A 24,386-nucleotide genomic window follows, 5' to 3' on the forward strand; every position below is an offset into this window, starting at 1 on the left:
GTATCTGCAGCTGTTGCAGGGAGTGCCTGTAGTGGTGCGGGAAGACCAGAGCTATGCCGGGGCGCAGCGTTACCTGCAGCAACACCGTCAGGATAATGAGGCCTACTGGACCGCTGCAGTGGCCCGGTTGGAAGAGCAGGAAGACCTGAGCAGTCTGCTGCGTGCAGACCAGCGTCATATCCGGTTATCGGCTTATCGTCATATTCTGCAGCCGGCAGAAAAGGCCCTGCTGATTGGCGGTACACGCTATGAGGTGCTGAAACGTTTGTGTGCTGCCAATGGTGTTACGCTTAATGCCTTGCTGCAATACTGCTGGCACCGGCAGCTGAGCCTTTATGGCAACACCCGTACAACCGTAGTGGGCATGACCGTCTCCGGCCGTAACCTGCCGATCAACGATATAGAACAATCCGTAGGTCTATATATCAACACACTTCCGGTGATCATGGAACATAGTGCTGGTAGTGTGTTGACAGCCATTAAACATTTACAAGCACATATCGGAGAGGTGAACAGCCGCAGCGATGTGAACCTGGGAAGACTGAACCCTGGCGGTGATCGTCTGTTCAGCAGCCTGTTTGTATTTGAGAACTATCCGGTGCCGGCAGGGGCAAATGGAGAAGAGGGTTTGTTGTCTATCCGGTTCAGGAGCAGTATGGAGAAGCTGGACTATCCGCTGGCCGTGATGGTGGCAGAGCAAGGCCCTGAGATCAGCTTTAGCATCAAATATGCAGCAGAGTTATTTGATGATGCTGTCATCGGACAATTGCTCTCCGGTGTGGAACTGATCCTGGAGCAATTAACAAAACATCCGGATATCACAGTATCCTCGCTGGTACATCTGCGCGAAGCGCAATACCAGCAAATGATCTTCGACTGGAACAATACCGTTCGTGATTATCCTGCTGATAAAACCATCCATCAGCTGTTTGAAGAACAGGTGAAAGCGAGTCCTGATGCTATAGCGCTGGTATATGAGGATATACAGTTGTCTTATACAGCATTGAATGCTAAAGCTAACCGGCTTGCAGCGTATCTGCGTGAGCGTTATACCATTCAGCCGGATGATCTGATCGCACTTGTCCTGGATCGTACAGCAGATATGCTGCCGGCCATCCTTGCTGTGCTGAAGGCCGGAGCTGCCTATGTGCCGGTATCGCCGGATTATCCGGATGAACGTATCCACTACATCCTGGCAGATACCCGAACCAAAGTGGTGCTGGCCAACGGCATTCATGTAGAGAGATTGCAAACAACAGATCTTTCTGCTGGTATTGAAGTGATGGATTCCGCTGTTTTATGGGATGAAAAACTGAAAGGCTATGCAGCACAAAATCTTACTCCGTTGGGGTCTTCAACAGACCTGGCCTATGTGATCTACACCAGTGGTACCACCGGACAGCCTAAAGGAGTGATGATAGAGCACCATAGCGTGCTGAATACGGTCGGCAGTATCCGCGAGGCATATGATTTCACGAAAGCCTGCCGCATCGCTGCATACACAGCCTATGTGTTTGACGTATCTGTGTCAGAGTTCTTCATATCCCTGTTATATGGTAATGAATTACATCTGTTGAGTGATGAGTTGAGAACAGATGCAGATGCTATCAGTGCTTATGCACTGAAAAATGAAATCAACTACCTGTACCTGCCACCGGCCATGCTGGCCCTGTTGCCGCGTATTTCCTATCCGGCCCTGGAGGCAGTGATTTATGCGGGAGAACCCTGTGCCCCGGAAACAGGTAAATACTGGTCTGCGCACAAACGCCTGTATAACTATTACGGGCCTACGGAAACGACTATCTACGCTACCGGAAAACGGATTGAAGATGGTGATACACATCTGATCGGCCGCCCTGTGGCCAATACACAAACCTATATACTGGACCAGGAGCTTAGACCTGTACCGCCAGGAGTGGCTGGCGAATTGTATATAGGTGGCGCCGGTGTAGCACGTGGATACCTGAATCAACCGGAGCTCACACAGCAGCGGTTCATAGACAATCCTTTCAGACATCCGGCTGAAAATAACAAACTGTATAAAACCGGTGATCTGGTAAGATACCAGCCGGACGGCAATATTGAATACATCGGCCGTGTCGACTTCCAGGTGAAGATCAGGGGGTATCGTATAGAACCGGGCGAGATAGAACACTGTATGGCCAGCCATCCAGGTATAGAACAAGCAGTGGTGCTGGTGATGGAGCAAGACGGTGGTAACAGGTCTCTGGCTGGTTATTATGTGGCGAATGAGTCTTTGAATCATGAATCCATCCTGGAATACCTGGGGGCCTATCTGCCCGAATACATGCTGCCGGTAGCCCTGGTGCACCTGCAGGAGTTGCCGTTGACCATCAACGGCAAGCTGGACCGCCGCGCTCTACCCGATCCTGTATTTACCGACAGTAATTATTACCGTGCTCCGGAAAATGATACAGAAGCAGCCATGTGCGCCGTCTATGGAGAGATATTGGGAATAGCGCCGGAAAAAATCGGAACAGACGATGATTTCTTCCGATTGGGTGGTAACAGTATCATGGCTATCCGTCTGGTGAACCGGTTAAAAACCGTGATGGATATACGAACAAATATATCGGCAGTATTTACCTGCCGTACTGTCCGTAAACTGGTGGCTCACTTACACAGCGATGTTGCTGAAAACGTAAACATAACTGTACCGGTTGTCACTTCTCCGGAAGAACAATTATTATCCTTTGCCCAGGAGCGCCTGTGGTTCATCGAAAATTATGAAGGTGGTAGCAACGCCTATAACATTCCGGTGGTCATGCAGTTGCACCCTGAGGTAGAAAGAGAATGCCTGATGCAGGCATTGCGTACTATTGTACAGCGTCATGAGGTATTAAGAAGTGTAATCAGGGTGGGTAAAGATGGACATGGTTATCAGGTGGTGATGGATGATACTGCCTATCCGTTGCAGATTACTGAAAAAATATTGCTGACCAGGCAGGAACTGGACAGTGCACTGGCGGCAGACGCGAATCATGTGTTCAGACTGGAAGAAGAATATCCTGTGCGGGTAGCGATATACCATATACAGGGAGAAGATTATCTGAGCCTGGTGCTGCATCATATTGCGTTTGACGGCTGGTCGGCGGATATTCTGCAGCGTGAATTACAACAACATTATTATCATTATGTGGCACTGCAGGCAAATGATACCGCCAAAGCAGCAGCCCTGGCAATGTCTCCATTGCCTTTGCAGTATAAGGATTTTGCGCTGTGGCAACGCCGGTATCTGACCGGTGCAGCACTGGACAAACAACTATCTTACTGGAGGAATAAATTGTCTGGCTATGAAACACTGCAGCTGCCTACGGATAAGCCCCGTCCGGCAAAAGTGAGTTATGCAGGGGCAGACCTGCTGTTTAGTCTGGATAAAACTACCAGCGATAAGCTAAGGGCTGTCTCCTATGAGCTGGAAGTGAGTATGTACAGCCTGCTGCTGAGTGGTTACTACCTGTTGCTGAGTGCTTACAGCAACCAGCGGGATATTGTGCTGGGTAGCCCTACCACCAACCGGCACTACAGTGAAATTGCGGATGTTATCGGATTTTTCGTAAATACACTTGCCCTGCGGGAAGAAATAAACCCTGAACAACGGGTAACGGATTTTATCCGCCAGGTGGGAGCTTCTGTAGTGACTGCGCAGTTGTATCAGGACCTTCCTTTTGAAAAGCTGGTGGAAGAACTGAAAATAACACCGGATGCTTCCCGTCATCCTGTGGTACAGGTAATATTTGATGGACATAACTTCGGCAGACACAACACATCTGAAGACCGCAGTTTATTTAGACCATATGGCAGACAGACAGATTTTAAGGTGGCTAAATTTGATTTGTCTGTGGTGATCAGCGATAGCGGTGAGGATATCCAGGGGGCATTTAACTACGCTACCAGCTTGTTTAAGGAAAGCACAATAGCCGGTTATATTGATACCTACAAGGAAATTTTAAGTCAGCTGTCTGCCCTTGTGAAAACCAGTGATCAACAAATAAAATCATTGCGTTACGCAGATGAGGCAGCGTATGATAAAATCAAACATCAGCATAACGATACAGCGAAACTGTATCCCACAACAGCCACTATTCACGGATTATTTGAAGCTCAGGTGGCGCAGGTACCCGACCAGTTGGCAGTTGTACGTGGAGACCGGAGACTGACCTACCGTGAATTAAATGAACAGGCCAATCAGCTGGCAGCCTACCTGAAGAAAAATTTTGATGTGCAGCCGGATGACCTGATCGTACTCTGCATGGACCGTTCGGTAGATATGCTGATAGCGGTGTTGGCTATCCTCAAGGCAGGAGGGGCCTATGTTCCGGCCGATGTTGCTCATCCCGGTGACAGGCTACGTTATATCATCAGTGATACACGCACCAAAGTGGTACTGAGCAACGAACAGCATACAGAACGAATCAGGTCACTGACAGAAGGACTTTCCTTAAAGGTGCTCAATACAGAAGATATTTATTTCCAGACGAGTTTGTCTGTGAGATATAGTGGCGAAAATGCGGCGATGGCAATAGTGCCCTCACAGCTGGCCTATGTTATTTATACCAGCGGTACAACAGGCCGTTCCAAAGGCGTGATGGTAGAGCATCGGAATGTGGTCAACTATCTGTTTAATGTACAGGATATCTTGCCGGAAGATCTCACCCGTGTTGATTTTTCAGGGAATTTATCTTTCGACCTATCGGTAACGACTACCCTGTATCCGTTGTGCTTTGGCAAATGCCTGTATATTTTTGAAGGCAGCATAACAGATGTGACAGCTTATGAACAACATCTGATCACCCATGGTATCGAACTGGTGAAAAGCACACCAGCATACCTGTCGTTGCTGAACAATCCCGAAGTACATGTGAAAACGGCCATTGTAGGAGGGGAGAAATTGTTGCGTCATCAGATCAGCCGGATACTTTCCCGCTTTACAACTATCATTGACGAATACGGCCCAACAGAAACTACGGTGGGAGCTACTTATTATCGTATAGACGATACCGTTACCGAATTTTCCATCGGCAAGGCTTATCATCATTACAGCATTTATGTGCTGGATGATCAGCTGCGCCCTGTGCCAACAGGAGCTATCGGAGAGCTTTATATTGGCGGAGCAGGGGTTTCGCGTGGATATCTGAATCAGCAGGAACTGACCCGTGAACGTTTTATAGAGAATCCTTTTGGCAATGGTTATCTGTATAAAACCGGCGACGCAGTAAGATACCTTCCGGATGGTAATCTGGAATACATTGGTCGTACAGACTTCCAGGTGAAGATCCGTGGTTACCGTATAGAACCTGCTGAGATAGAACATCAGCTGGTGGCTTATCCCGGCATCACGGATGCGGTAGTGCTGGCGAGAGAGCAGGCTGAGGGTATCCATTATCTGACGGGTTATTACGTATCTGCTGCAACACCGGATGAAGAGATATTACGTGACTATCTGGGTAGTTATCTGCCTGAATATATGATCCCATCTGTGCTGATACGGCTGGATGCCTTGCCACTGACGGCTAACGGAAAGCTGGACCGTCGTGCTTTGCCGGATCCTGCTTTTACGGGAGAGGGCAGTTATGAGGCACCCGCTAATGCAATGGAGAAACAATTGTGCGCCATATTTGGTGAAGTACTGGAACTGGCCGTGGACCGAATAAGTGTCACAGATGACTTCTTCCGTCTCGGAGGTAACAGTATTATGGCGATCCGGCTGGTAAACCGGCTGAATACCTTGCCGGGCGTAAAAACAGGTGTATCAGCAGTGTTTAATTGCCGCACCATTCGCAAACTGTCGGCTGTGTTACAGGAGGATACTGGAGATCATGTAACCATTACGCCACCTGTTATCAGCAGTCCGGAAGAGCAGTTGTTATCCTTCGCCCAGGAGCGTTTATGGTTTATAGAGAACTATGAAGGTGGTAGTAATGCCTACAATGTACCACTGGTACTGAAGTTGCAGGAGCACGTGAACACGGAAAATATGTTACTGGCGCTGCGCGCCGTTATGCACCGCCATGAAGTACTGAGAAGCAGGATAAGAACGACAGAAGAAGGATTGAGTTATCAGGAGGTTCAGGACGATAGGGTGTCTCCGCTGGAAATAGGCAGGAAGGAGCTGCCTTCTGAAGCTGTGCTGCATGCGGAACTCGCGGCACAAGCCAATCGTGTATTCCGGCTGGTGGAAGAACTGCCGGTCAGCATAACGTTCTATACACTTCCAGCGGAAGTGCATTATCTGAGTATTGTGCTGCACCATATTGCATTTGACGGATGGTCTACTGAGATTCTGCTGCGCGACTTATCGGATTATTATCATCATTATGAATACCTCGCTGCCGGCGATGCTGTACAGGCAGAAAAATATCTGCCTGCGCCGCTGCCTTTGCAGTATAAGGATTTTGCGTTGTGGCAGCGCCATTACCTGAAAGGGGCTGTGCTGGACAGGCAATTGTCTTACTGGAGAGACAAGCTGTCTGGTTATGAAACGCTGCATCTGCCAACAGATAAACCTCGTCCGGGGAATATCAGCTATGAAGGAGCGAATATATCTTTTGTAGTAGATAAGGCTACCAGCGAAGGTTTACGGGTTATCTCCCGTGAACTGGAAGTGAGTATGTACAGCGTGCTGCTGAGTGGTTACTATCTGTTGCTGAGTGCTTATAGTAACCAGCAGGATATTGTGGTGGGCAGCCTTGTTGCCAACCGCCATTACGGGGAGATAGCAGACCTGATCGGTTTCTTTGTGAATACACTGGTGCTGCGGGAAGAAATAGATCCGGAACAACGGATAACAGACTTTATCCGTCAGGTAGGTACTGCTGTGATTGAAGCCCAGTTGCACCAGGACCTTCCCTTCGAGAAGCTGGTGGATGAACTGGATGTAGAGCCGGACGTATCACGTCATCCGGTATTCCAGACGACTTTCAATATGCAGGCGTTTGGTGGCCGGGAAGGAGCAGATCAGCTGTTCCAGCCTTATCAGCAACCCGGGCAGTACAACGTTGCCAAATATGATCTGACCGTAATGCTCAATGATAGCGGAGAAGAGATTTACGGCACCTTTAACTATGCAACGGCATTGTTTGAAGCGGATACCATCACGGGCTTTATTACTACTTATACAACTATTCTGTCGCAGCTGGTGTCAGGAAAAGGTGCTCAGCTGAAATCGCTGCACTACCTGGATGAATCGGGTCTTGCCACCATGCTGCGTCACAGCAGGGGAGTGGAGCAACCATTTGCTGCTGATAAAACCATCCATCAGCTGTTTGAGGAACAGGTACGCAGTAGGCCTCAGGCTCCGGCGGTGGTATATGAAGAAACACGGCTTACTTATGCTGAACTAAACGAAAGGGCTAACCGGCTGGCAGCGTATCTGCGTGAGCGTTATACTATCCGGCCAGATGACCTGATCGCACTCGTACTCGATCGTACAGCAGACATGCTGACGGCCATCCTGGCCGTGCTGAAGGCCGGAGCTGCTTATGTGCCGGTATCACCGGATTATCCGGATGAACGTATTCACTATATCCTGGCGGATACCCGTACCAAAGTAGTGCTGACGAATGAAGTTTATAAAGAAAGATTACAGACTGCTGCCAGTGTTGAAGTGGTAGGTGCTGTTTTATGGGAAGATAAATTGAAGACATATGATGCAGAAAACCTTGCTCCACTGGCGGCTTCAACAGATCTTGCCTATGTAATTTACACCAGTGGAACCACCGGAGTTGCCAAAGGTGTAATGGTGCAGCATCGCAGCGTCATCAACCTGATTACCGCACTGGTGCCGGCGCATACACTGGACCGGCATGAACGGGTGGGCTGTTATTCCAACTATGTATTTGATGCATTTGTGTATGAAGCATTTCCTGCTTTGGCAAACGGTAATACCTTATACCTGTACCCGGATAGTATCAGAACCGCCCCGGATGCACTACGTAGCTATATCAGTAAGGAGCGTATATCCGTTACATTTATTCCGCCGGTGTTGTTGCGTGAGTTCCTCTCTGTACCTACCGGTCTGTCATTGATATTTACTGGTGGTGAACAATTACCGGACCTGAGTGATATACCTTTCGAGGGTACCTTGCTCAATGAATATGGTCCTACGGAAGCAACCGTATGTGCTACAATGCATCCTTACCATCCGGGAGACAGCACAGCCAATATCGGCCGTCCGCTGGCCAATACCACGGTGTATGTGCTGGACCAATTGGGTAGATCTGTACCCGTGGGTGCTATCGGAGAACTGCATATCGGTGGGGCCGGTGTAGCACGAGGTTATTTGAACCAACCATCACTGACGGCTACACGCTTTGTGGCAGATCCATTTACCGGCGGTAATGCGAGGCTGTACAAAACCGGAGACCTGGTAAGACAGTTGCCGGATGGCAACCTGGAATATATCGGCCGTGCCGACTTTCAGGTGAAGATCAGAGGTTATCGTATAGAGCTGGGCGAGATAGAACACCGTATGGCTGGCTACGATGGCATAAAACGAGCCGTGGTGCTGGTAAAGGAACAGGCTGGAGGTAACAAATACCTGACTGGTTATTATGTGGCAGATGAAGCTTTGAATCATGCATCCATCCTGGATTACCTGGGCTCGTATCTGCCAGATTATATGTTGCCGGCATTGTTGATACATCTGGTGCAATTACCGTTGACCATCAACGGCAAGTTAGACCGCCGCGCTTTACCCGATCCGGTATTTACCGACAGTGATCATTACCGTGCTCCGGAGAATGATACAGAGGCAACGATGTGTGCCATCTATGGTCAGGTGCTGGGCATATCCGGCGATAAGATAGGCGTGGATGATGATTTCTTCCGGCTGGGTGGGGATTCCATCGTAAGTATCCAGCTGGTAAGCCGTTTGCGTCAACAGGCGGGTATTCACATCACCGTAAAAGACATCTTCCGTTATCGCACCATTGCCTCGTTGTATACGAATGTGATTGCAGCAGGTGCTACGTCTTCTGTACAACTGGAAACAGAACAGGGCATCCTGTCCGGGGAAGTACCGTTGCTACCGATACAGCGCTGGTTCTTTACCAATGTCTCCAATGGACTGCTGCCGAAGTACCATCACTGGAACCAGTCTTTCCTGATCAGCGTACCGGTACTGGATATGATACTGCTGGAACGTACACTGACAGTGTTGCTCAACTATCATGACGGGCTGCGTTTACGCTATCGTCCGGATGGTACCCAGTACTACAGTGAAGAAGCTACCAGTGTAGACATACACCGCCTGGACATCCGCACCCTGGAGACACCTGAAGCCTTGCAGGCTTTATTGACCTCCTGGCAGGCAGATTTTGATATCTACGGAGACCGGTTATTACAAGCCGGCTACCTGGAAGATGCTGCAGACGGTCGCGCACGCCTCTTCCTGGCGGTACATCACCTGTTGATAGACACGGTGAGCTGGCGTATGCTGGTGGCGGATATGGAACGTATTTACAATCATTTATCAGCAGTAACTACAACGGATACACGTTCATTGATAGCATGGTTAGGCCCCAAAGGCAGCAGCTACCGTCAGTGGACAACGCTGATCTCCGGCTACGAATTATCTGTAGCAGAACAGGAATACTGGTCAGATCTGTTACCAGGAATAAAAGCAGGTAATACTGTTTTATCTGGTCTGGCGGTTAAAGAGACCAATCATGCGCTACTGATGCTGGATACAGCGTATACCAGCCGTTTGCTGCGTGAAAGTCATCATGTTTATAATACGCAAATCAATGATATGCTGTTAGGCGCCCTGGGTGCCGCCCTGTCGCGTATCACAGGAGAGACAAGTCATTACGTATTGCTGGAAAGTCATGGTCGTGAGGCGCTTTCTCCCTCCATCGATATTACACATACCAGTGGCTGGTTTACCACGATGTACCCTGTGGAGATCATCAGTGAAGGCAATGATTACGGCGCGCAGCTGGTAGCAGCTAAAGAAACCCTACGTGCAATACCGGCTAACGGTATCGGCTATGGGATACTCACGGGCTACCGTCCTGAAGGTTTGCCTCGTATCAGCTTCAACTACCTCGGCCAGTTCGATGGGCAGGAGAGTGCCGCTGGCAGCGGATGGCAGCTGACAGGAGAAGGCAGCGGTCTTTCGATAGATGCCTCCAACGGTGATCATCACCTGATCAATATTAACGGACTGGTGATAGGCGGCCGTCTTCAGTTCAATATCACCGGCAGCATAGCAGCTGATCTGCTGACCACCCTGGCGGCACAGTACCAGCAGGTATTAGAGGAGATGATCGAATGGCTGGGCCGTGCATCCCGTAGCTGGCTGACAGCCAGCGATACAGACAATATCGTCTCCAACGCCTGGTTGTCCGTATTGCAATCGCAGCAGGAAGTGTCCGGCGTTTATCTGGCGGGCAGCCTGCAGGAAGGTTTTATCTACCATGCCCTGCATCAGGGAGAGGTGGACGATGCCTACCGCGTGCAGCTGTTCTGGGATTATCACAATGCCATTAACCCGGCGCTGCTGCAACAGGCCTGGCAGTATGCGCAACAGCGTTACAGCGTGCTGCGTCTGCGCTTTGCCTGGGAACATGAACTGGTGCAGATTATAGACCGTCATGGACATACCGACTGGCACTATCTGGATATCAGTGATCAGGACAAAGCTTCACAGGAGGCGTATCTGAATGAACTGATGGCAAAGGACCGTACCTTGTCCTTCGATCTGTCTGCCGGCAACCTGTTCCGGATACATTTGGTGAAACGCGGAGAATATGACTGGAGCTGCCTTTTCAGCAACCATCATGCTATATTGGATGGCTGGAGCATGCCGTTGCTGCTCAATTATGTACACGAAGTATATCTGCAGCTGTTGCAGGGGATGCCTGTAGTCGTAAGGGAAGACCAGAGTTATACAGAAGCGCAGCGTTACCTGCAGCAACATCGCGGGGATAATGAAGCCTACTGGATCGCTGCAGTGGCCCGGCTGGAAGAGCAGGAAGACCTGAGCAGTCTGCTACGCGCAGATCAGCGTCATATCCGGTTATCGGCTTATCGTCATATTCTGCAGCCGGCAGAAAAGGCAAAGATCATAGGCGGCACAAGCTATGAGGCGCTGAAGCGCTTGTGTGCCACTCATGGAGTTACCCTCAATGCCGTGCTGCAGTACTGCTGGCACCGGCAGCTGAGCCTCTATGGCAACACACATACCACCGTAGTGGGCATGACCGTTTCCGGCCGTAACCTGCCTGTTAACGATATAGAACAATCCGTAGGGTTATATATCAACACGCTTCCTGTGATCATGGAACATGGTGCTGGTAGTGTATTATCAGCTATTAAACATTTACAGGCCCATATCGGAGAGGTGAACAGCCGCAGCGATATAAACCTGGGTAGGCTGAACCCCGGCGGCGAACGCCTGTTTAGCAGTCTGTTTGTATTTGAGAACTATCCGGTACCGGAAGGAGCAGATGGAGAAGAGGGCTTATTGTCGATCCGGTTCAGAAGTAGTATGGAGAAGCTTGACTATCCACTGGCCGTGGTGCTGGCAGAGCGAGGTGCTGAGATTAGCTTTAGCATCAAATATGCAGCAGAATTATTTGATGATGCCATCATTGCACAATTGCTCTCCGGTATGGAACTCATCCTGGAACAGCTAATAACTCATCCGGATATCACAGTATCCTCGTTGGTGCATCTGCGCGAAGCGCAATACCAGCAAATGATCTTCGACTGGAACAATACCGTTCGTGATTATCCTGCTGACAAAACCATCCACCAGTTGTTTGAAGAACAGGTGGCAGCTATCCCTGATGCTATCGCGCTGGTATATGAAGATGTCCGTCTGTCTTATGCGCAGGTGAATGCCAAAGCCAACCAGCTGGCTGCGTATATGCGTGCCCATTATGAGTTGAAACCCGATGACCTGGTAGGTCTGTACCTCGACCGCTCAGCACAGATGGTGATTGCAATACTGGCGGTACTGAAAGCGGGAGCAGCGTATGTGCCGATAGATATTGCTTATCCGGATGACAGGATCGCATACATTTTATCTGATACCGCCGCTAAAGTGGTGCTGACTAACGAAGTATATCAGGAGAAACTGGTCCGGCTCACCACAACATCCATCACGGCAATAGATAATCCTGATTGGGCGGAAGCGTTGAATGGCTTTTCTGTGGCTAACCTCCCACATTTCAATATATCCGACGATCTGATTTATGTGATGTATACAAGCGGTACTACCGGTATGCCGAAAGGAGTAATGATCACTCACCGGAATGTGGCCCGCCTGGTGAAAAATACAGACTATATTCATATTGAGGCCACAGACAGGATAATGGGAATATCCAATTACGCCTTTGATGGTTCTACCTTTGATATTTTTGGATCACTGCTCAACGGTGCGTCGCTCATTCTTTCTGATAAAGATCTTTTGCAGGATATCAGCAGGTTCGGCAACATACTGCAGGAAGAACAGGTGACCATCTTTTTCATCACCACAGCGCTATTCAATCTACTGGTAGAAGAATCGCTTCCCGGATTAAAAAATCTGAAGTACATCCTGTTTGGTGGGGAACATGTTTCGTTTAAACATGTAGCCGCTTTCCTGGACAACTACACTTCGGTCACCTTGCTGCATGTATATGGCCCTACAGAGACTACTACTTTTGCCACTTCCTTCTGTTGCAATAACCAGGTGAAGGTGGCAGACGGTATTGTGCCTATTGGTCACCCCTTGTCCAATACTTCTACCTATGTACTGGACAGTAACCTCTATCCGGTGCCGTCCGGGGCTATCGGAGAGCTGTACATCGGCGGCGACGGTGTGGCAAGAGGATATCTCCACCAGCCGGCACTTACGCAGGAGCGCTTTATTGACAATCCTTTCAGCGGGCCGGAAGAAAACAACCGCCTCTATAAAACAGGTGATCTGGTGAGATACCTGCCCGATGGTAATATAGAATACATTGGCCGTACAGACTTCCAGGTGAAGTTACGTGGTTACAGAATAGAGCTGGACGAAATAGCTACGGCACTCAGCAGCTATGGAGAAATAAAACAAAGTATTGTAGTAGTAAAAGAAAACACCGATGCAGAAAAAACAACCAGGTACCTGGCTGCCTATTATGTAGCGGCAACAGCTGTAGAAGATGCAGCGTTAAGGGAACATCTGTCCGTTTCGCTGCCGGACTACATGATACCGACAGCATTTATCCATATGGATAAACTACCGTTGACGGCTAATGGAAAAGTAAATCTTAAAGCGTTGCCGGAGCCGGTTCTCAGTAATGCAACCGATCAGGAATCTCTACCGAAATTCATGCTGGAAGCCGTACTCCGTGAGATATATGCAGAAGTGCTTAAAATACCGGCAGCTAGTATCAGCATCCGGGATGATTTCTTCCGGTTGGGAGGAGACAGTATCCTTGGTATCCAGCTGCAAAACAGGATCAGACAGCAGTTGGGTGTGAAGGTGAATATGAAGGATATCTTTACTTACCGCAGTATCGAACAACTGCATGATAAAGTGATTGCGAAGGCCGCAGAACCGGTAAAAACAGTAGCAGAACAAGGGATTTTAAGCGGGGAGGCCGCACTGTTGCCAATACAGGAATGGTTCTTCAGCCACCCGTTAAACTATGCGCATCACTGGAATCAATCATTTACAATCCGTACCGGAGAACTGGATATCGCTTTATTACAACTGACGTTGAAAGAACTGGCTGCATTCCATGACGCCCTGCGCTTACGGTATCAGGCAGATGAAACAGGAAGATACAGGCAATATTATCATCCGGAAGCGGATGCGCCTGAAATGAAAGTACTGGATGTCCGTATGATACCGTATGATGAAGGTAGTGCGGCGTTTGCTGATGAGCTACAGCAGATACTGACAGGATACCAGCATCATTTTAATCTGAATGAAGGCCCGTTATATAGCGTGGCTTATCTCCACGGCTTTGCAGATGGCAGTACCCGGATATTCTTTGTGCTTCATCATCTCATTGTGGATACGGTGAGCTGGCGCATTCTCCGCGATGATCTGCAAACCATTTATACGGCATTGGCTGCCGGCACTGCTGTCGCATTGGGTGATAAGGGTACCAGCTACAGGCAATGGGCGACCTTTTTACAGGACTATCATCTGGAACATGCCGATGAAATCAGCTACTGGCAGAAAACGACAGAGAGCTACCACAGTTCGCCCGATATCATTTCCCAACTGGCAGAAAAAGAAACAACGCATTATCATACAGCCATTAGTCTGGACAGTGCCACCACCCGATTATTGCTGACAGAAGCCGGAAAAGCCTACCATGCTACTATCAATGATTTGTTGCTTGCGGCATGGGGATTAACGTTGTTGGCTATCACTGGCAGCGCAGATCATTACCTGGTGTTGGAAGGCCATGGCAGAGAGAAGATAACTGGTTTTGATTTATCCCGCACTGTTGGATGGTTTACAACCATGTACCCTGTTTGCCTGCATACTGTTCCGGGAGATATCGGAAATACCATTCTCAGCGTGAAGGAGTATTTGAGAGCAGTACCTGGCAACGGTCTAGGATATGGTGCATTGAACGGATATGTCAAGGGGGCATTGCCGCGTATCTTCTTTAATTATCAGGAAGAGCAGGAAGGAAAGCCCGCCCTTGATAATATAGACCATTACCGGATAGCCGCAAATGGTACGGTAATCAATGGTGAGCTTAAATTTGATATTACAGGCAAACTGGGTCAGACAATGATGGACAGGCTGGCTGTTATATTCCATGAAATGCTGGCTGCTGTAGCTGAACATTGTCAGAACAGGGAGACTACCTATTCGCCAGGTGATTTTACAGAAGATTTTGACCCATACATCAAACTCAATCCGGATAAAGAAGACAGGCCTATATTGTTTGTGTTGCCGCCGGCAGTAGGTGGGGCGGAAAGTTATCTCGGAAATATTATATCACAATTAAAAAATGTACCTATAGTTGCCTTCAATAATTACTACATGCATCTCAAGCAAAAACTGACTCAGGAAGAATTTACAGAGATCAGTTATGAGTTTCTTGCCCGCTACTATGCAGACCTGATCAGGAAATTACAGCCATCAGGCAAGTATCATCTGTTTGGATGGAGTATGGGAGGTATACTGGCTTTTGAGATTGCAAGGCAGTTGACGGCAAGTGGTTTAGAGGTGGAAAAAGTGGCAATGGTAGATTCCCTCTTCAAGTGCGGATATGTTTCTGATTTGTGTCATTCAACAATTTTGGGAAAGATTAACATGGGTTATGATCCGCAGTTGAAAGAGCGGATAGCAAAGCATGTCCTGCTTTTCAAAGCTACCAAAACAGGTGAACGCATACTGGAGACGGCTACGGAAAGTCAAATTCAGCTGGTCAACCACTACGTTGCATCGGCAGACAACTATCTGTCCGAAGTATTGCCAGGTGGGCCTGCGGAGATTGTGGAGTTTGATGGTGACCATGATACATGGGTATTCGACCATAACGTCGTGAAAAAAATAGCCGGACATTTATAGTAAAAAAGCCGGCAGCAAATCCGCTGCCGGCTTAATTTTATTAATATCATTCACAAAGTCACTGCAGCATATACGCGATATGATTTAATTGGGATAACCGGGGGTTATTGTTTATATTACTCCGATCAGTCAATCGGTACATTTCCCCGTTTCATCGATACATATGAAAAATAACCCGGCAGCCTCCCTTAATTTGTATATGTTATCCTGGAGAGCCCCTCAAATCAGCATCCACATTGTTTGCTGCCTGCTTTTTATGATATTTCCGTTGTTGTTTATGCACAACGGTAAAGGATATACTGAACTGATAGCGCCTGCCATGCATTACAGCTACTGGTTGTTCTGTAGTTGTTATATCATCCTGTTTTATTTCAACCGTTATTATCTCATGCCCAGATTTTTTATACCGGGCAGGTATGGTATTTATGTAGCAATGGCCCTGTTACTCTGTGGTGGTATATTTTTTCTGCAACCGTTTGACCGGCTGTTACAGCAAAAATGGGCTGTTCCTCCCGAAGGGGCAGATTGGGTGTATGAATCACCCGTTATCGATATTACCAGTCTCTTTATCTTCTTTATGATCATGGCGCTGGGCGCTGCCATTACTACCACGCGCCGCTGGCAGCTGACAGAACAGCGTGCCATCAGGGCTGAGCGGGAAAAAATACGGGCTGAATTATCTTTCCTGAAAGCACAGGTACATCCGCATTTTCTGTTTAACACCCTCAACAACATTTATACGCTGGCGCTTACAAAAAATAATTACACTGCGGACAGTATTCTGCGCTTGTCAAATATTATGCGGTACATTACGGATGATGTTTGTGCAGACTATGTACCCCTGCTTCAGGAAGAGGAATGTATCCGTGATTATATTGCCTTGCAGCAGCTGCGTCTGCGCCCGGGGCTGGTGGATTACAAGGTGACAGGCGAGCTGGAACGAAAGGTGATCAGCCCGCTGGTACTGATGACGTTTGTAGAGAATATGTTTAAGTACGGTGTCAGCAAACATATGCCGGCCCCGATGCTCATTCATCTGGAGATAAGCGAACATCATATTAATTTCTTCTGCCGGAACCGCATTTACCGGGAAAGGAAACCGGTACATAGCAGCGGTGTAGGCATTGCTAATACCAGGCAGCGGCTGGAACTGCTATATCCGCAAAAACATGTACTGAATATCACTACAGATAATAACCTATATACCGTCAGGCTGACATTGCAGATAGATTAACCCATGGAGACTACTTCTGTTAAACCTTTTACTTCATCCACCTATATGAAGATCAAAGCCATCGCTATAGATGATGAACCGCTTGCGCTGGAGCTTATTAAGAACTATACCGCGCAGTTCCCGGCTTTACAGCTGTTGCAGACTTTCGATGATGCGCTCTCTGGTGCTGAATTCCTTCGTTGCCGGCCGGTAGACCTGCTGTTCATTGATATCAACATGCCCGATATCACCGGCCTGGACCTTGTCCGGTCGCTGCCGGAAAAGCCCATGATCATTTTCACGACAGCGCATAAACGTTTTGCCCATGAGGGGTTTGAGCTGGAAGCACTGGACTACCTGCTGAAACCGATCAGCATCGAGCGTTTTGCCAGGACCATACAAAAAACCATAGGACAGTACCGCTACAAACATGCAGCTGTAGCGGCCCGTGAGCCTGAATCTTTTTTCGTTTATGCCGAATACAAACAGGTAAGGATATGGCTGGATGACATTGAATACATAGAAAGTCTGGAGGATTATATCCGTATTCACCTGCTGAATGCCAGACCTGTGCTGACACTTATGCCACTGAAGAAAGTGCTGGAGAAGCTTCCCCATGAACGTTTCCGGCGGATTCACCGCAGTTATATCGTAGCCATTCGCAGTATATGTTCCATCGCATACCGCAGAGTGCTGCTTTATTCCGGTGTCACCTTGCCCGTCAGTGATACTTATGCAGACGATATCAAAGAGTGGAGTGGTAAATAATACATCGGCACATCTCTCTCTTTGACCGATACTTACTTGATAAAAGAATGGTTATAGCTGAACTTTAAGCTAAACAATTCTTTATCTTATGGAAAGAAAAAATTTTCTCAGATCACTGGCGGTAACAGCCATTTCTGCACCTGTGCTCCTCGAAGCCTGTAAAAAGGATAGCGCAGAACAGGCCGCAACAGCCGCATCAACCCGTAATGCCAAAACAGAAGCGGCCTGTGTGCCTACAGATCCTGATATGGATGGCCCTTATCCGCTCTATAATAGCCGTGGATCGGTTATCAACAGGGTAAACATCACTGACAACAAACCTGGTCTTCCGCTGAACATCGACATCAAGGTGCAAAGCGTTAACAGGGGATGTGCTCCTGTAACCAATGCGCGGGTGGATATCTGGCAGTGCGACAAAGACGGCTATTATTCAGGCTATGTGAATAATGGTTACCTGGGCGTACAGAACAATGTCGGCCGCCTCTTCGGAAGAGGGTTACAGTATACTAACAGCGCCGGTATGGTACATTTCCTGTCTATCTATCCCGGTTGGTACCCTGGCCGTTGCACACACCTGCATGCTCAGGTCTTCATCGGCTCATACCTGTACCTGACCACCCAGATTGCATTCCCGGATGCGATCAATGCAGCTGTGTATAATACACCCTTGTATATTGCACACGGACAAAACCCCACTACCAACTACCTCGACACCATTATCAACGACTCACTGGCAACCGAACTGGCAACTGTAACTCCTAATTCCAATGGAGGTTATAACCTCTCTCATGTCATCAATATCTGATGATTCTTTTCAACCAATTTCTTACCAGTCGATCTAATTTATTTTTATGAAGATACAACCCGCGCAGATCACCCTGTCTTTCAGACAGGTCATAGATGCCACTTCTACAGGGGATTTTGAGAAAAAGGTTTTTGAAGATTCCTATGTAGAATTCCTCATGCAGTCGCAGGCCTATAATCCTGAAAAACAATTCCGGACCTTCAGTGAACTGAAAACCCATAATCCGAAATCCAATTCATTACATTACAAAGTGGGCTTTGCCGTCGGATTATACCTGCAGGAACTGGGAAACAGGATTCCAGGCGTGAAAGATTGCCTCGGTAGTATGCATCTGCCGTTTGAGTTGTATCACCTTGAACTGATTGAGTCTGATATCGAGGATCGCCAGCAGCATCGCGTTGCAGTTATTTACATCACACCGCCGTTCACCTTGCTGGAAATAATAGGAGACCGGCTGTTGCTGGTGTCCCCGGAGCAGACCAACAGTGCAGGCACATACGATACCTTCATGCTTTCATTCCAATCTCAGCTGTCTATCAGCAGCTATAAACCATCGGTACTGCCGCAGGATGAGCACCAGGCTGTACAGGCGTTCTAAAACAACAGAAGGCTGTCTGCTGTTTCACAGACAGCCTTTTTATTCGGGCTGGCAGCATATTAAATAATCTGATTAGTAGAAGGAGGGTTTATCTCCTTCGGTGCCTGGTTTATCAATGCCTACACTCGCTTTTACATTCTTCCGGGGATGTTGGATCAAATCAGCGATATATGCAGCAACACTCTTTCTGGAGACTTCCGTGCCTTTAAAATCTTCTCCCTTCTGCGTAAGTTCATAATCTACTTCGTCGTTATCAGTTAACCAGGCGGGCCTTACCACCGTGTAATCCAGATCGGCGGTTTCTATGATATCAGCTGCTTTTCTGTAAGGGGCCAGACTGTTGCCTATCATGGAGTCATTCCACTTCCCGAAAGGCCCCGGCACTTCATTGTAAATGCCCAGAGAAGTAACAAATATCAAACGCCTGACACCATTTTTCTCCATCGCTTCCACAATCTGTCTGGCCATTTTATCTAAGCTCCCCGCCAGGTTGGCGTACACGATATCCTGATCTTTCATGGCCTCATTCAACTGGCTACGATGCAATACATCTCCTTCCACGATGTTGATGTTGGGGCCTTTGATCCCTTTTAAATGACTTTTTTTTCTCAGGAATAGTGTAAGGTGGATGTTTTCATGATGCTGAAGAAACTGAATAACATGATGGGCAATCGCACCGCCTGCGCCCAATATCAGCACTTTTGTCTGTTTCATGTTGACTGAGTTTTATTGATGGATAAATTTGACTTATATCTCTAAAATTGCCTTACAAAATCAGGCTTTAATAAAAACAGAAAAGTGCAATATTGGTTCATCAGCCTCCTATCCGGAGGCCGCTAAAGGCAATGGATAAAATGACTACTGTGCTCTCACCGCGTAGTGCCAGCTTAGTTTTAAGGTCATGTTATTTGTAACCCAAAATCATCACTATGTTAAAACGATTCTTATCTGTAGCCGCAGTACTGGCCATATTATCAGGTAGCAGCCTTTCTGCTGCAGCGCCTGTTCAGGCAGCTTCTGTAAAACAAACCCAGGTAGACAACAGGGTCACCCTTTCCATATCTGTATTCTGGACCCGCTGGTTGCCGCTTCCGCTTACATTTATACCCTCGTCATCGCTGATCGTCAATACAACCACCGGCCAAATAGTAAGGGCAGATGCCGCCGGGCATGCCAGCATCGATGTGAAGGTGGGAGACGTGCTTAAGATAGATGAATTTGTTCAGCTGGAGCATGTAGTTACTGCCTTAGATCTGCAAGCTGGTTTTATGCTGATCAGTTTGGGAGAACTTCCCAGTTAAACTGAAGACACGGCAGATTATGATCGGTCTGCCGTGTTTTTAAAAGTGATGATGTTGTTTCGATGGAATAAAACTGATGTTGCTGTTTTTTATTTATCATCTTCGCAGTACCTTGCCCGTGCGATTTAATTTTTTCTTTGCAGCATCAATCCATTATTTATGACCATCCATGAAATCATTGATCTGATGGGGCTCAAAAGCACAACCCCGGAGATCATACAGTTGTTTGAAACCTGTGAACTGGGAAAACCGCCCAAATCCGTCAATGCCAATCAGAGCAGGAAAAGCTTTCAGGACAAGAAAAGCCAGCTGAGCTTTGGTTTTAAGTTTGATATTACCAACGAACGGTTTTATCCTCCCTTCAGTCCCAAACAGGACGACTACAACTTCGATTGTTATCTTTCTTCCGTAGTGCTTTTTTCAGGAGGCTCCGGCAAAAAAAAGACCGCCGATACCAAACCCGATGCTTTCTGGGAAGGATTTATCAGCCCCAAAAGCAGTTATGAAGAATGTCTTGCCTTCTTTGATGTAAAGGGAGAAGAGCAGGATACCATTATGCGCAAACCCCTGAATGAAGTAGCAGAAGTGGCGGTATGGTTTTCCGGCGATAAGAGCCGTATCACCGATATGGAGCTGCGTATTATAGAGACGCGTGAAATTTTTTCCATATATAATTTTGATACGCGTTATACCAGCAAAAAAGTAAAACAGGCCTATAGTCTGTTGGTGAAATGGTTGTTTGATAACAGGTACCTGATACTACCGGAACAGGCTTACCAGGAAACATTAGGCCTGGATCATGCAGCCCTGCTGGATTTTACCGGCAAATACCTGAAAAATCATATCTGGACAACCCAGTTGGTGGATGACAAATCATTAACATCCTTTCTGTACCGGATCGCCAGTAACCGGTCTATAACTATACCGGGTGGCGAAAATGTCAATGTCTACATAAAACATCTCTATATAAAAGCTTCCGGAAAATGGGACCAGCATCAGGATATCTACAACAATAGCACTATGGAGGCGCTGGACGATTTTGAAAGCAGCATTCACCTGGATGAAACACAAAGCCGGCAATTCCTTCAGACGCTGACGGATATGTTTGTGCTTTTTAAACAGGAACCAGCGGACGATTTTTTTCTGTAATAAAATCAGCAAACTCAATGAAGATACTTATCATAGGCACTACTGGTGCCATCGGGGCGAAAGTAACGGCGGCCCTCGGCGTGAACAATGAGATCATCACCGCTGGCCGCAATAGCGGCGATGTCCGGGTGGATATTACCGATGCTGCTTCCATAGTTTTGTAATGGCAGCAGCTACAGAGTTGCAGCGTGGTATCCGTATCAACGCTGTGAGCCCGGGTCAGGCCGAAGATTCTGCCGGCGCCATCAGTCACCTGTTTCCCGGTTTTAACCCGGTGCCCATGCAAAAATTGGTGAACGCTTATCGGAGAAGCGTGGAGGGAGTAGTAACAGGCAGGATTATCCGGGTACATGAATAAATTGCACTCATTCCGGCAAACTGGCACCAAATTGGCATTGAGACGTATACAAACCATATTTTTTATGAAAAAGATTGCCCTTGTGGCCTTCCTCCTGACCGCTGCCATGTGTTATACACCAGCCACCAATGCCCAGGTACGGTTTAATGTTAATGTCAATGTAGGAAACCAGCCGCAATGGGGACCGGTAGGTTACGACTATGCTGAATATTATTATCTCCCGGATATTGATGCCTACTACTATATCCCACAACGTCAGTTCATTTATTTTGACCGCGATGAAGATGAATGGGTATTCTCCAGAGCGCTGCCCGGATATTATCATTATGATCTGTACCGGGGGTACAAGGTAGTGGTCAACGATCCCCGGCCTTATATGAATGCAGACTACTACCGTTCAAAATACAGAAGATACAGGGGCTGTTATGGCAGGCAGGCCGTCATCCGCGATTGCCACGATGAGCGCTACAGAAGACATGATGATGACGATGACGATGATCAGGGCAGAGGCTGGCGTGGCCGCGGGCATAGACGTGGTGAAGATGATTAAATAACGTTAACGGTTGTAGGTCGCAGGATTTACAACCGTTTTTTATTGCCGTTTACATTCTAACGCATAAAAAAAGCCGCTGAAAGCGGCTTTTTTTATCAAGTGAAGATTATTATCAGAATCCGGAAACGATGGCATTACTGGATAAAAAATCCTCCATCATTGGAATCAGCCATTGTTGTTTGAATACAACACCTGTATGTGTAGTACCCGGCAATACGGCCAGTCTCATATTGGGAAGAGGTGCCATATCACCCATTTTGCCGCCACCGCGTAAACGCAGCATTTCTACGGCATGTTCCAGCTGCACCGCATCTGCATCACCGAAAATAAACAGGGTTTGCGAACGGATACCCTGGATGGCTGTTGCCGGCCAGTCCTGCTGGCTCATGTCCAGCTTTTTGACTTTTTCCACCATCGGCCATATGCTCATATGTGATAGGCCGGTTGATGTCTCCTGTGCGGCCATGTCCCTGTGATTCCAGGACAATCACCTTGCGGTTACGTGAAAGTACATTCATCATCTCCCTGAAAGGGCCTTCAATGTTCATGTAGGCGCCATGTAATAAAAGGAGGGGTTCTCCGCTGCCCTGTATCTCGTAATACATTTTAAGTCCGTTGACTGCCGCATACCCTTTGGCAGCAGCGGATTGAGCATGAACGGAAACATGGGATACAAACAATAAAATCAGTACAGCCAGATAGGTTTTTTTGAAGTGTGTCATTTGATCGTATGGTTTAAACGGATAAAGACAACATCAGTAACAGGAACAAAATTATAACAGCCTTCAGAAAAGGAAGAGGGGAGAACACGACAATTTAAGGGCGAATTTGTACCAATATATTGATGGGCGGAAAGACATGCTGGCTGGAAGCTGTTATCTTTATCCCGTGACTTTTAATTACTTCGAAAATAAGCCATGGACAAGCGAACCAGTTGGATAGATAATTTACGTACATTCATTACCGTATTAGTGGTGGCCCATCATTCCTCCCTGGCCTATACCACCTTTGCCTATTTTGATAGGGATGCCTATATCCGCTCTACCCACCCTGTGGTGGATGCCGCAAGAAGCCGTGGACTGGATATCTTCGAGGATTTTAATGATGTGTTTTTTATGTCGCTGATGTTTTTAATCAGTGGCATTTTTGTGTACCGGAGCCTGTTGAACAAGGGGGCTGCTGTTTTTGTGCGTGACCGGTTTTATCGGTTGTTTATTCCTTTTGTGGTAGGGGTGACTGTGTTGATGCTCTGTGCGTACTATCCGTCTTATTATCTCGCCCATGGCACACATGATCTCCAGGCATATGTGGTAGACTTTTTTACGGTAGAGGCATGGCCGGTAGGACCACCCTGGTTTATATGGGTGTTGTTTGTGTTTAACCTGGTAGTGGTCATTATCTTCCCGCTGTTAAAAGATCGTATCATACAATGGAGTGCAGGATTGGCAACGCTGAGACAACATCCGGTAAAACTGTTGTTGTATTGGTATCTCTTCACGTGGGTGCTGTATGTACCCTTGGCGTTGGTGATAGATGCCGGGTACTGGACAGGCATCGGCCCGTTTGATTTTCAGGTGGGCAGGGTCCTGTTGTATTTTGGCTATTTTTTCCTTGGCATACTCATAGGGGCGCCGGGAGTGAATAACGGATTGTTTACCGAAGGGGCAGTTTTTGTGAAGAAATGGTGGTGCTGGCTGCTGGCCGCTTTGGGAGTATATGCCGCACTCAAGTTGAGTGAGGCGCCACTGACCGGCATGTTGAAGCGGGGGGAATTAAGTCTGCAACAGGCCACACTGATATACAGATCTATCTGGACATTATCCTGCACTTTCAGTTGTATTGCCTCGCTGACTATATTTAAGCGTCTGCTGAACTATAGCGGCAGATGGTGGCAGTCACTGTCGGCCAATGCCTATGGTATCTACCTGGTGCATTACATTTTTGTGATCTGGTGTCAGTATCTTTTGCTGGGCGTGCCTTTGCCGGCATGGCCCAAATTCCTGATTACCACGCTGGTGTCGGTAATATGCAGCTGGTGTGTGACCTATATCGTCAGGAAAAATAATCTCATCGGGAAGTATCTGTAAAAACCTTCTTCCTGCTCCG

General features: G+C 47.7%; 14 protein-coding genes (1 of these 14 running past the window's edge). 11 read left to right on the forward strand and 3 right to left on the reverse strand.

Annotation, left to right across the window (positions count from 1 at the left end; all coding sequences use genetic code 11):
* From KD145_RS00810 to KD145_RS00830, 5 genes are all read left to right on the forward strand, one after another.
* Positions 1 to 15,535, forward strand: partial view of a non-ribosomal peptide synthase/polyketide synthase gene (locus KD145_RS00810; RefSeq protein WP_212004036.1) — the final stretch only. Its footprint begins 40,313 nt before the window's first position; 15,535 of the gene's 55,848 nt are visible here — the last part of the coding sequence; the start codon falls outside the window, past its left edge; the stop codon is at positions 15,533 to 15,535.
* 163 nt (positions 15,536 to 15,698) lie between these two features.
* Positions 15,699 to 16,769: a sensor histidine kinase gene (locus tag KD145_RS00815; RefSeq protein ID WP_212004037.1), complete on the forward strand. Its 1,071-nt coding sequence runs from the start codon at positions 15,699 to 15,701 to the stop codon at positions 16,767 to 16,769.
* Positions 16,770 to 16,772: 3 nt separating this feature from the next.
* Entirely contained in the window at positions 16,773 to 17,516 is a 744-nt protein-coding gene (locus KD145_RS00820) for a LytTR family DNA-binding domain-containing protein (RefSeq protein WP_249219696.1), read from the forward strand.
* Between the two features lie 88 nt (positions 17,517 to 17,604).
* Entirely contained in the window at positions 17,605 to 18,321 is a 717-nt protein-coding gene (locus KD145_RS00825) for a hypothetical protein (RefSeq protein WP_212004038.1), read from the forward strand.
* 46 nt (positions 18,322 to 18,367) lie between these two features.
* The gene (locus KD145_RS00830) at positions 18,368 to 18,919 is read left to right on the forward strand and encodes a hypothetical protein (protein ID WP_212004039.1); all 552 of its coding nucleotides are present in this window, start codon (positions 18,368 to 18,370) and stop codon (positions 18,917 to 18,919) included.
* Between the two features lie 72 nt (positions 18,920 to 18,991).
* Here KD145_RS00830 and KD145_RS00835 read toward each other — a convergent pair whose 3' ends face one another.
* Positions 18,992 to 19,633 (reverse strand): SDR family oxidoreductase, encoded by a 642-nt coding sequence (locus KD145_RS00835; protein WP_212004040.1) that lies wholly within the window; start codon positions 19,631 to 19,633, stop codon positions 18,992 to 18,994.
* A 215-nt stretch (positions 19,634 to 19,848) separates the two neighbouring features.
* Between KD145_RS00835 and KD145_RS00840 the strand changes: the two genes are divergently transcribed.
* The 5 genes from KD145_RS00840 to KD145_RS00855 all read left to right on the forward strand — a co-directional run bounded on the left by KD145_RS00840 (position 19,849) and on the right by KD145_RS00855 (position 22,277).
* Positions 19,849 to 20,220: a hypothetical protein gene (locus KD145_RS00840; RefSeq protein WP_212004041.1), complete on the forward strand. Its 372-nt coding sequence runs from the start codon at positions 19,849 to 19,851 to the stop codon at positions 20,218 to 20,220.
* A 159-nt stretch (positions 20,221 to 20,379) separates the two neighbouring features.
* A complete protein-coding gene (locus KD145_RS00845; RefSeq protein WP_212004042.1) occupies positions 20,380 to 21,369 on the forward strand; it encodes a hypothetical protein in 990 nt (329 codons plus the stop codon).
* A 17-nt stretch (positions 21,370 to 21,386) separates the two neighbouring features.
* Positions 21,387 to 21,533, forward strand: coding sequence for a hypothetical protein (locus tag KD145_RS32205; protein WP_249219697.1), 147 nt, complete (start codon positions 21,387 to 21,389; stop codon positions 21,531 to 21,533).
* Positions 21,533 to 21,727, forward strand: a complete 195-nt coding sequence (locus tag KD145_RS32210) for a hypothetical protein (protein ID WP_249219698.1) — start codon at positions 21,533 to 21,535, stop codon at positions 21,725 to 21,727. Before KD145_RS32205 ends, KD145_RS32210 begins: the two co-directional genes overlap by 1 nt.
* A gap of 64 nt (positions 21,728 to 21,791) precedes the next feature.
* Positions 21,792 to 22,277 carry a hypothetical protein gene (locus tag KD145_RS00855; protein WP_212004043.1) on the forward strand — a complete coding sequence of 162 codons (486 nt, stop codon included), beginning with the start codon at positions 21,792 to 21,794 and terminating at the stop codon, positions 22,275 to 22,277.
* A gap of 115 nt (positions 22,278 to 22,392) precedes the next feature.
* Here KD145_RS00855 and KD145_RS00860 read toward each other — a convergent pair whose 3' ends face one another.
* Positions 22,393 to 22,668, reverse strand: coding sequence for a hypothetical protein (locus KD145_RS00860; RefSeq protein ID WP_212004044.1), 276 nt, complete (start codon positions 22,666 to 22,668; stop codon positions 22,393 to 22,395).
* Positions 22,598 to 23,002 (reverse strand): alpha/beta fold hydrolase, encoded by a 405-nt coding sequence (locus KD145_RS00865; RefSeq protein ID WP_212004045.1) that lies wholly within the window; start codon positions 23,000 to 23,002, stop codon positions 22,598 to 22,600. Before KD145_RS00865 ends, KD145_RS00860 begins: the two co-directional genes overlap by 71 nt.
* A 195-nt stretch (positions 23,003 to 23,197) precedes the next feature.
* Between KD145_RS00865 and KD145_RS00870 the strand changes: the two genes are divergently transcribed.
* A complete protein-coding gene (locus KD145_RS00870) occupies positions 23,198 to 24,367 on the forward strand; it encodes an acyltransferase family protein (protein ID WP_212004046.1) in 1,170 nt (389 codons plus the stop codon).
* Positions 24,368 to 24,386: the final 19 nt, after the last annotated feature.

The sequence above is a fragment of the Chitinophaga sp. HK235 genome (assembly GCF_018255755.1).
Taxonomy (GTDB): domain Bacteria; phylum Bacteroidota; class Bacteroidia; order Chitinophagales; family Chitinophagaceae; genus Chitinophaga.

Coding starts and splice junctions, on each gene's coding strand:
- KD145_RS00840 (WP_212004041.1), top strand. CDS start 19,849: ATGTTAAAACGATTCTTATCTGTAGCCGCAGTACTGGCCATATTATCA.
- KD145_RS32205 (WP_249219697.1), top strand. CDS start 21,387: ATGAAGATACTTATCATAGGCACTACTGGTGCCATCGGGGCGAAAGTA.
- KD145_RS32210 (WP_249219698.1), top strand. CDS start 21,533: ATGGCAGCAGCTACAGAGTTGCAGCGTGGTATCCGTATCAACGCTGTG.
- KD145_RS00835 (WP_212004040.1), bottom strand. CDS start 19,633: ATGAAACAGACAAAAGTGCTGATATTGGGCGCAGGCGGTGCGATTGCC.
- KD145_RS00830 (WP_212004039.1), top strand. CDS start 18,368: ATGAAGATACAACCCGCGCAGATCACCCTGTCTTTCAGACAGGTCATA.
- KD145_RS00855 (WP_212004043.1), top strand. CDS start 21,792: ATGAAAAAGATTGCCCTTGTGGCCTTCCTCCTGACCGCTGCCATGTGT.
- KD145_RS00865 (WP_212004045.1), bottom strand. CDS start 23,002: ATGACACACTTCAAAAAAACCTATCTGGCTGTACTGATTTTATTGTTT.
- KD145_RS00860 (WP_212004044.1), bottom strand. CDS start 22,668: ATGAGCCAGCAGGACTGGCCGGCAACAGCCATCCAGGGTATCCGTTCG.
- KD145_RS00820 (WP_249219696.1), top strand. CDS start 16,773: ATGGAGACTACTTCTGTTAAACCTTTTACTTCATCCACCTATATGAAG.
- KD145_RS00825 (WP_212004038.1), top strand. CDS start 17,605: ATGGAAAGAAAAAATTTTCTCAGATCACTGGCGGTAACAGCCATTTCT.
- KD145_RS00870 (WP_212004046.1), top strand. CDS start 23,198: ATGGACAAGCGAACCAGTTGGATAGATAATTTACGTACATTCATTACC.
- KD145_RS00815 (WP_212004037.1), top strand. CDS start 15,699: ATGAAAAATAACCCGGCAGCCTCCCTTAATTTGTATATGTTATCCTGG.
- KD145_RS00845 (WP_212004042.1), top strand. CDS start 20,380: ATGACCATCCATGAAATCATTGATCTGATGGGGCTCAAAAGCACAACC.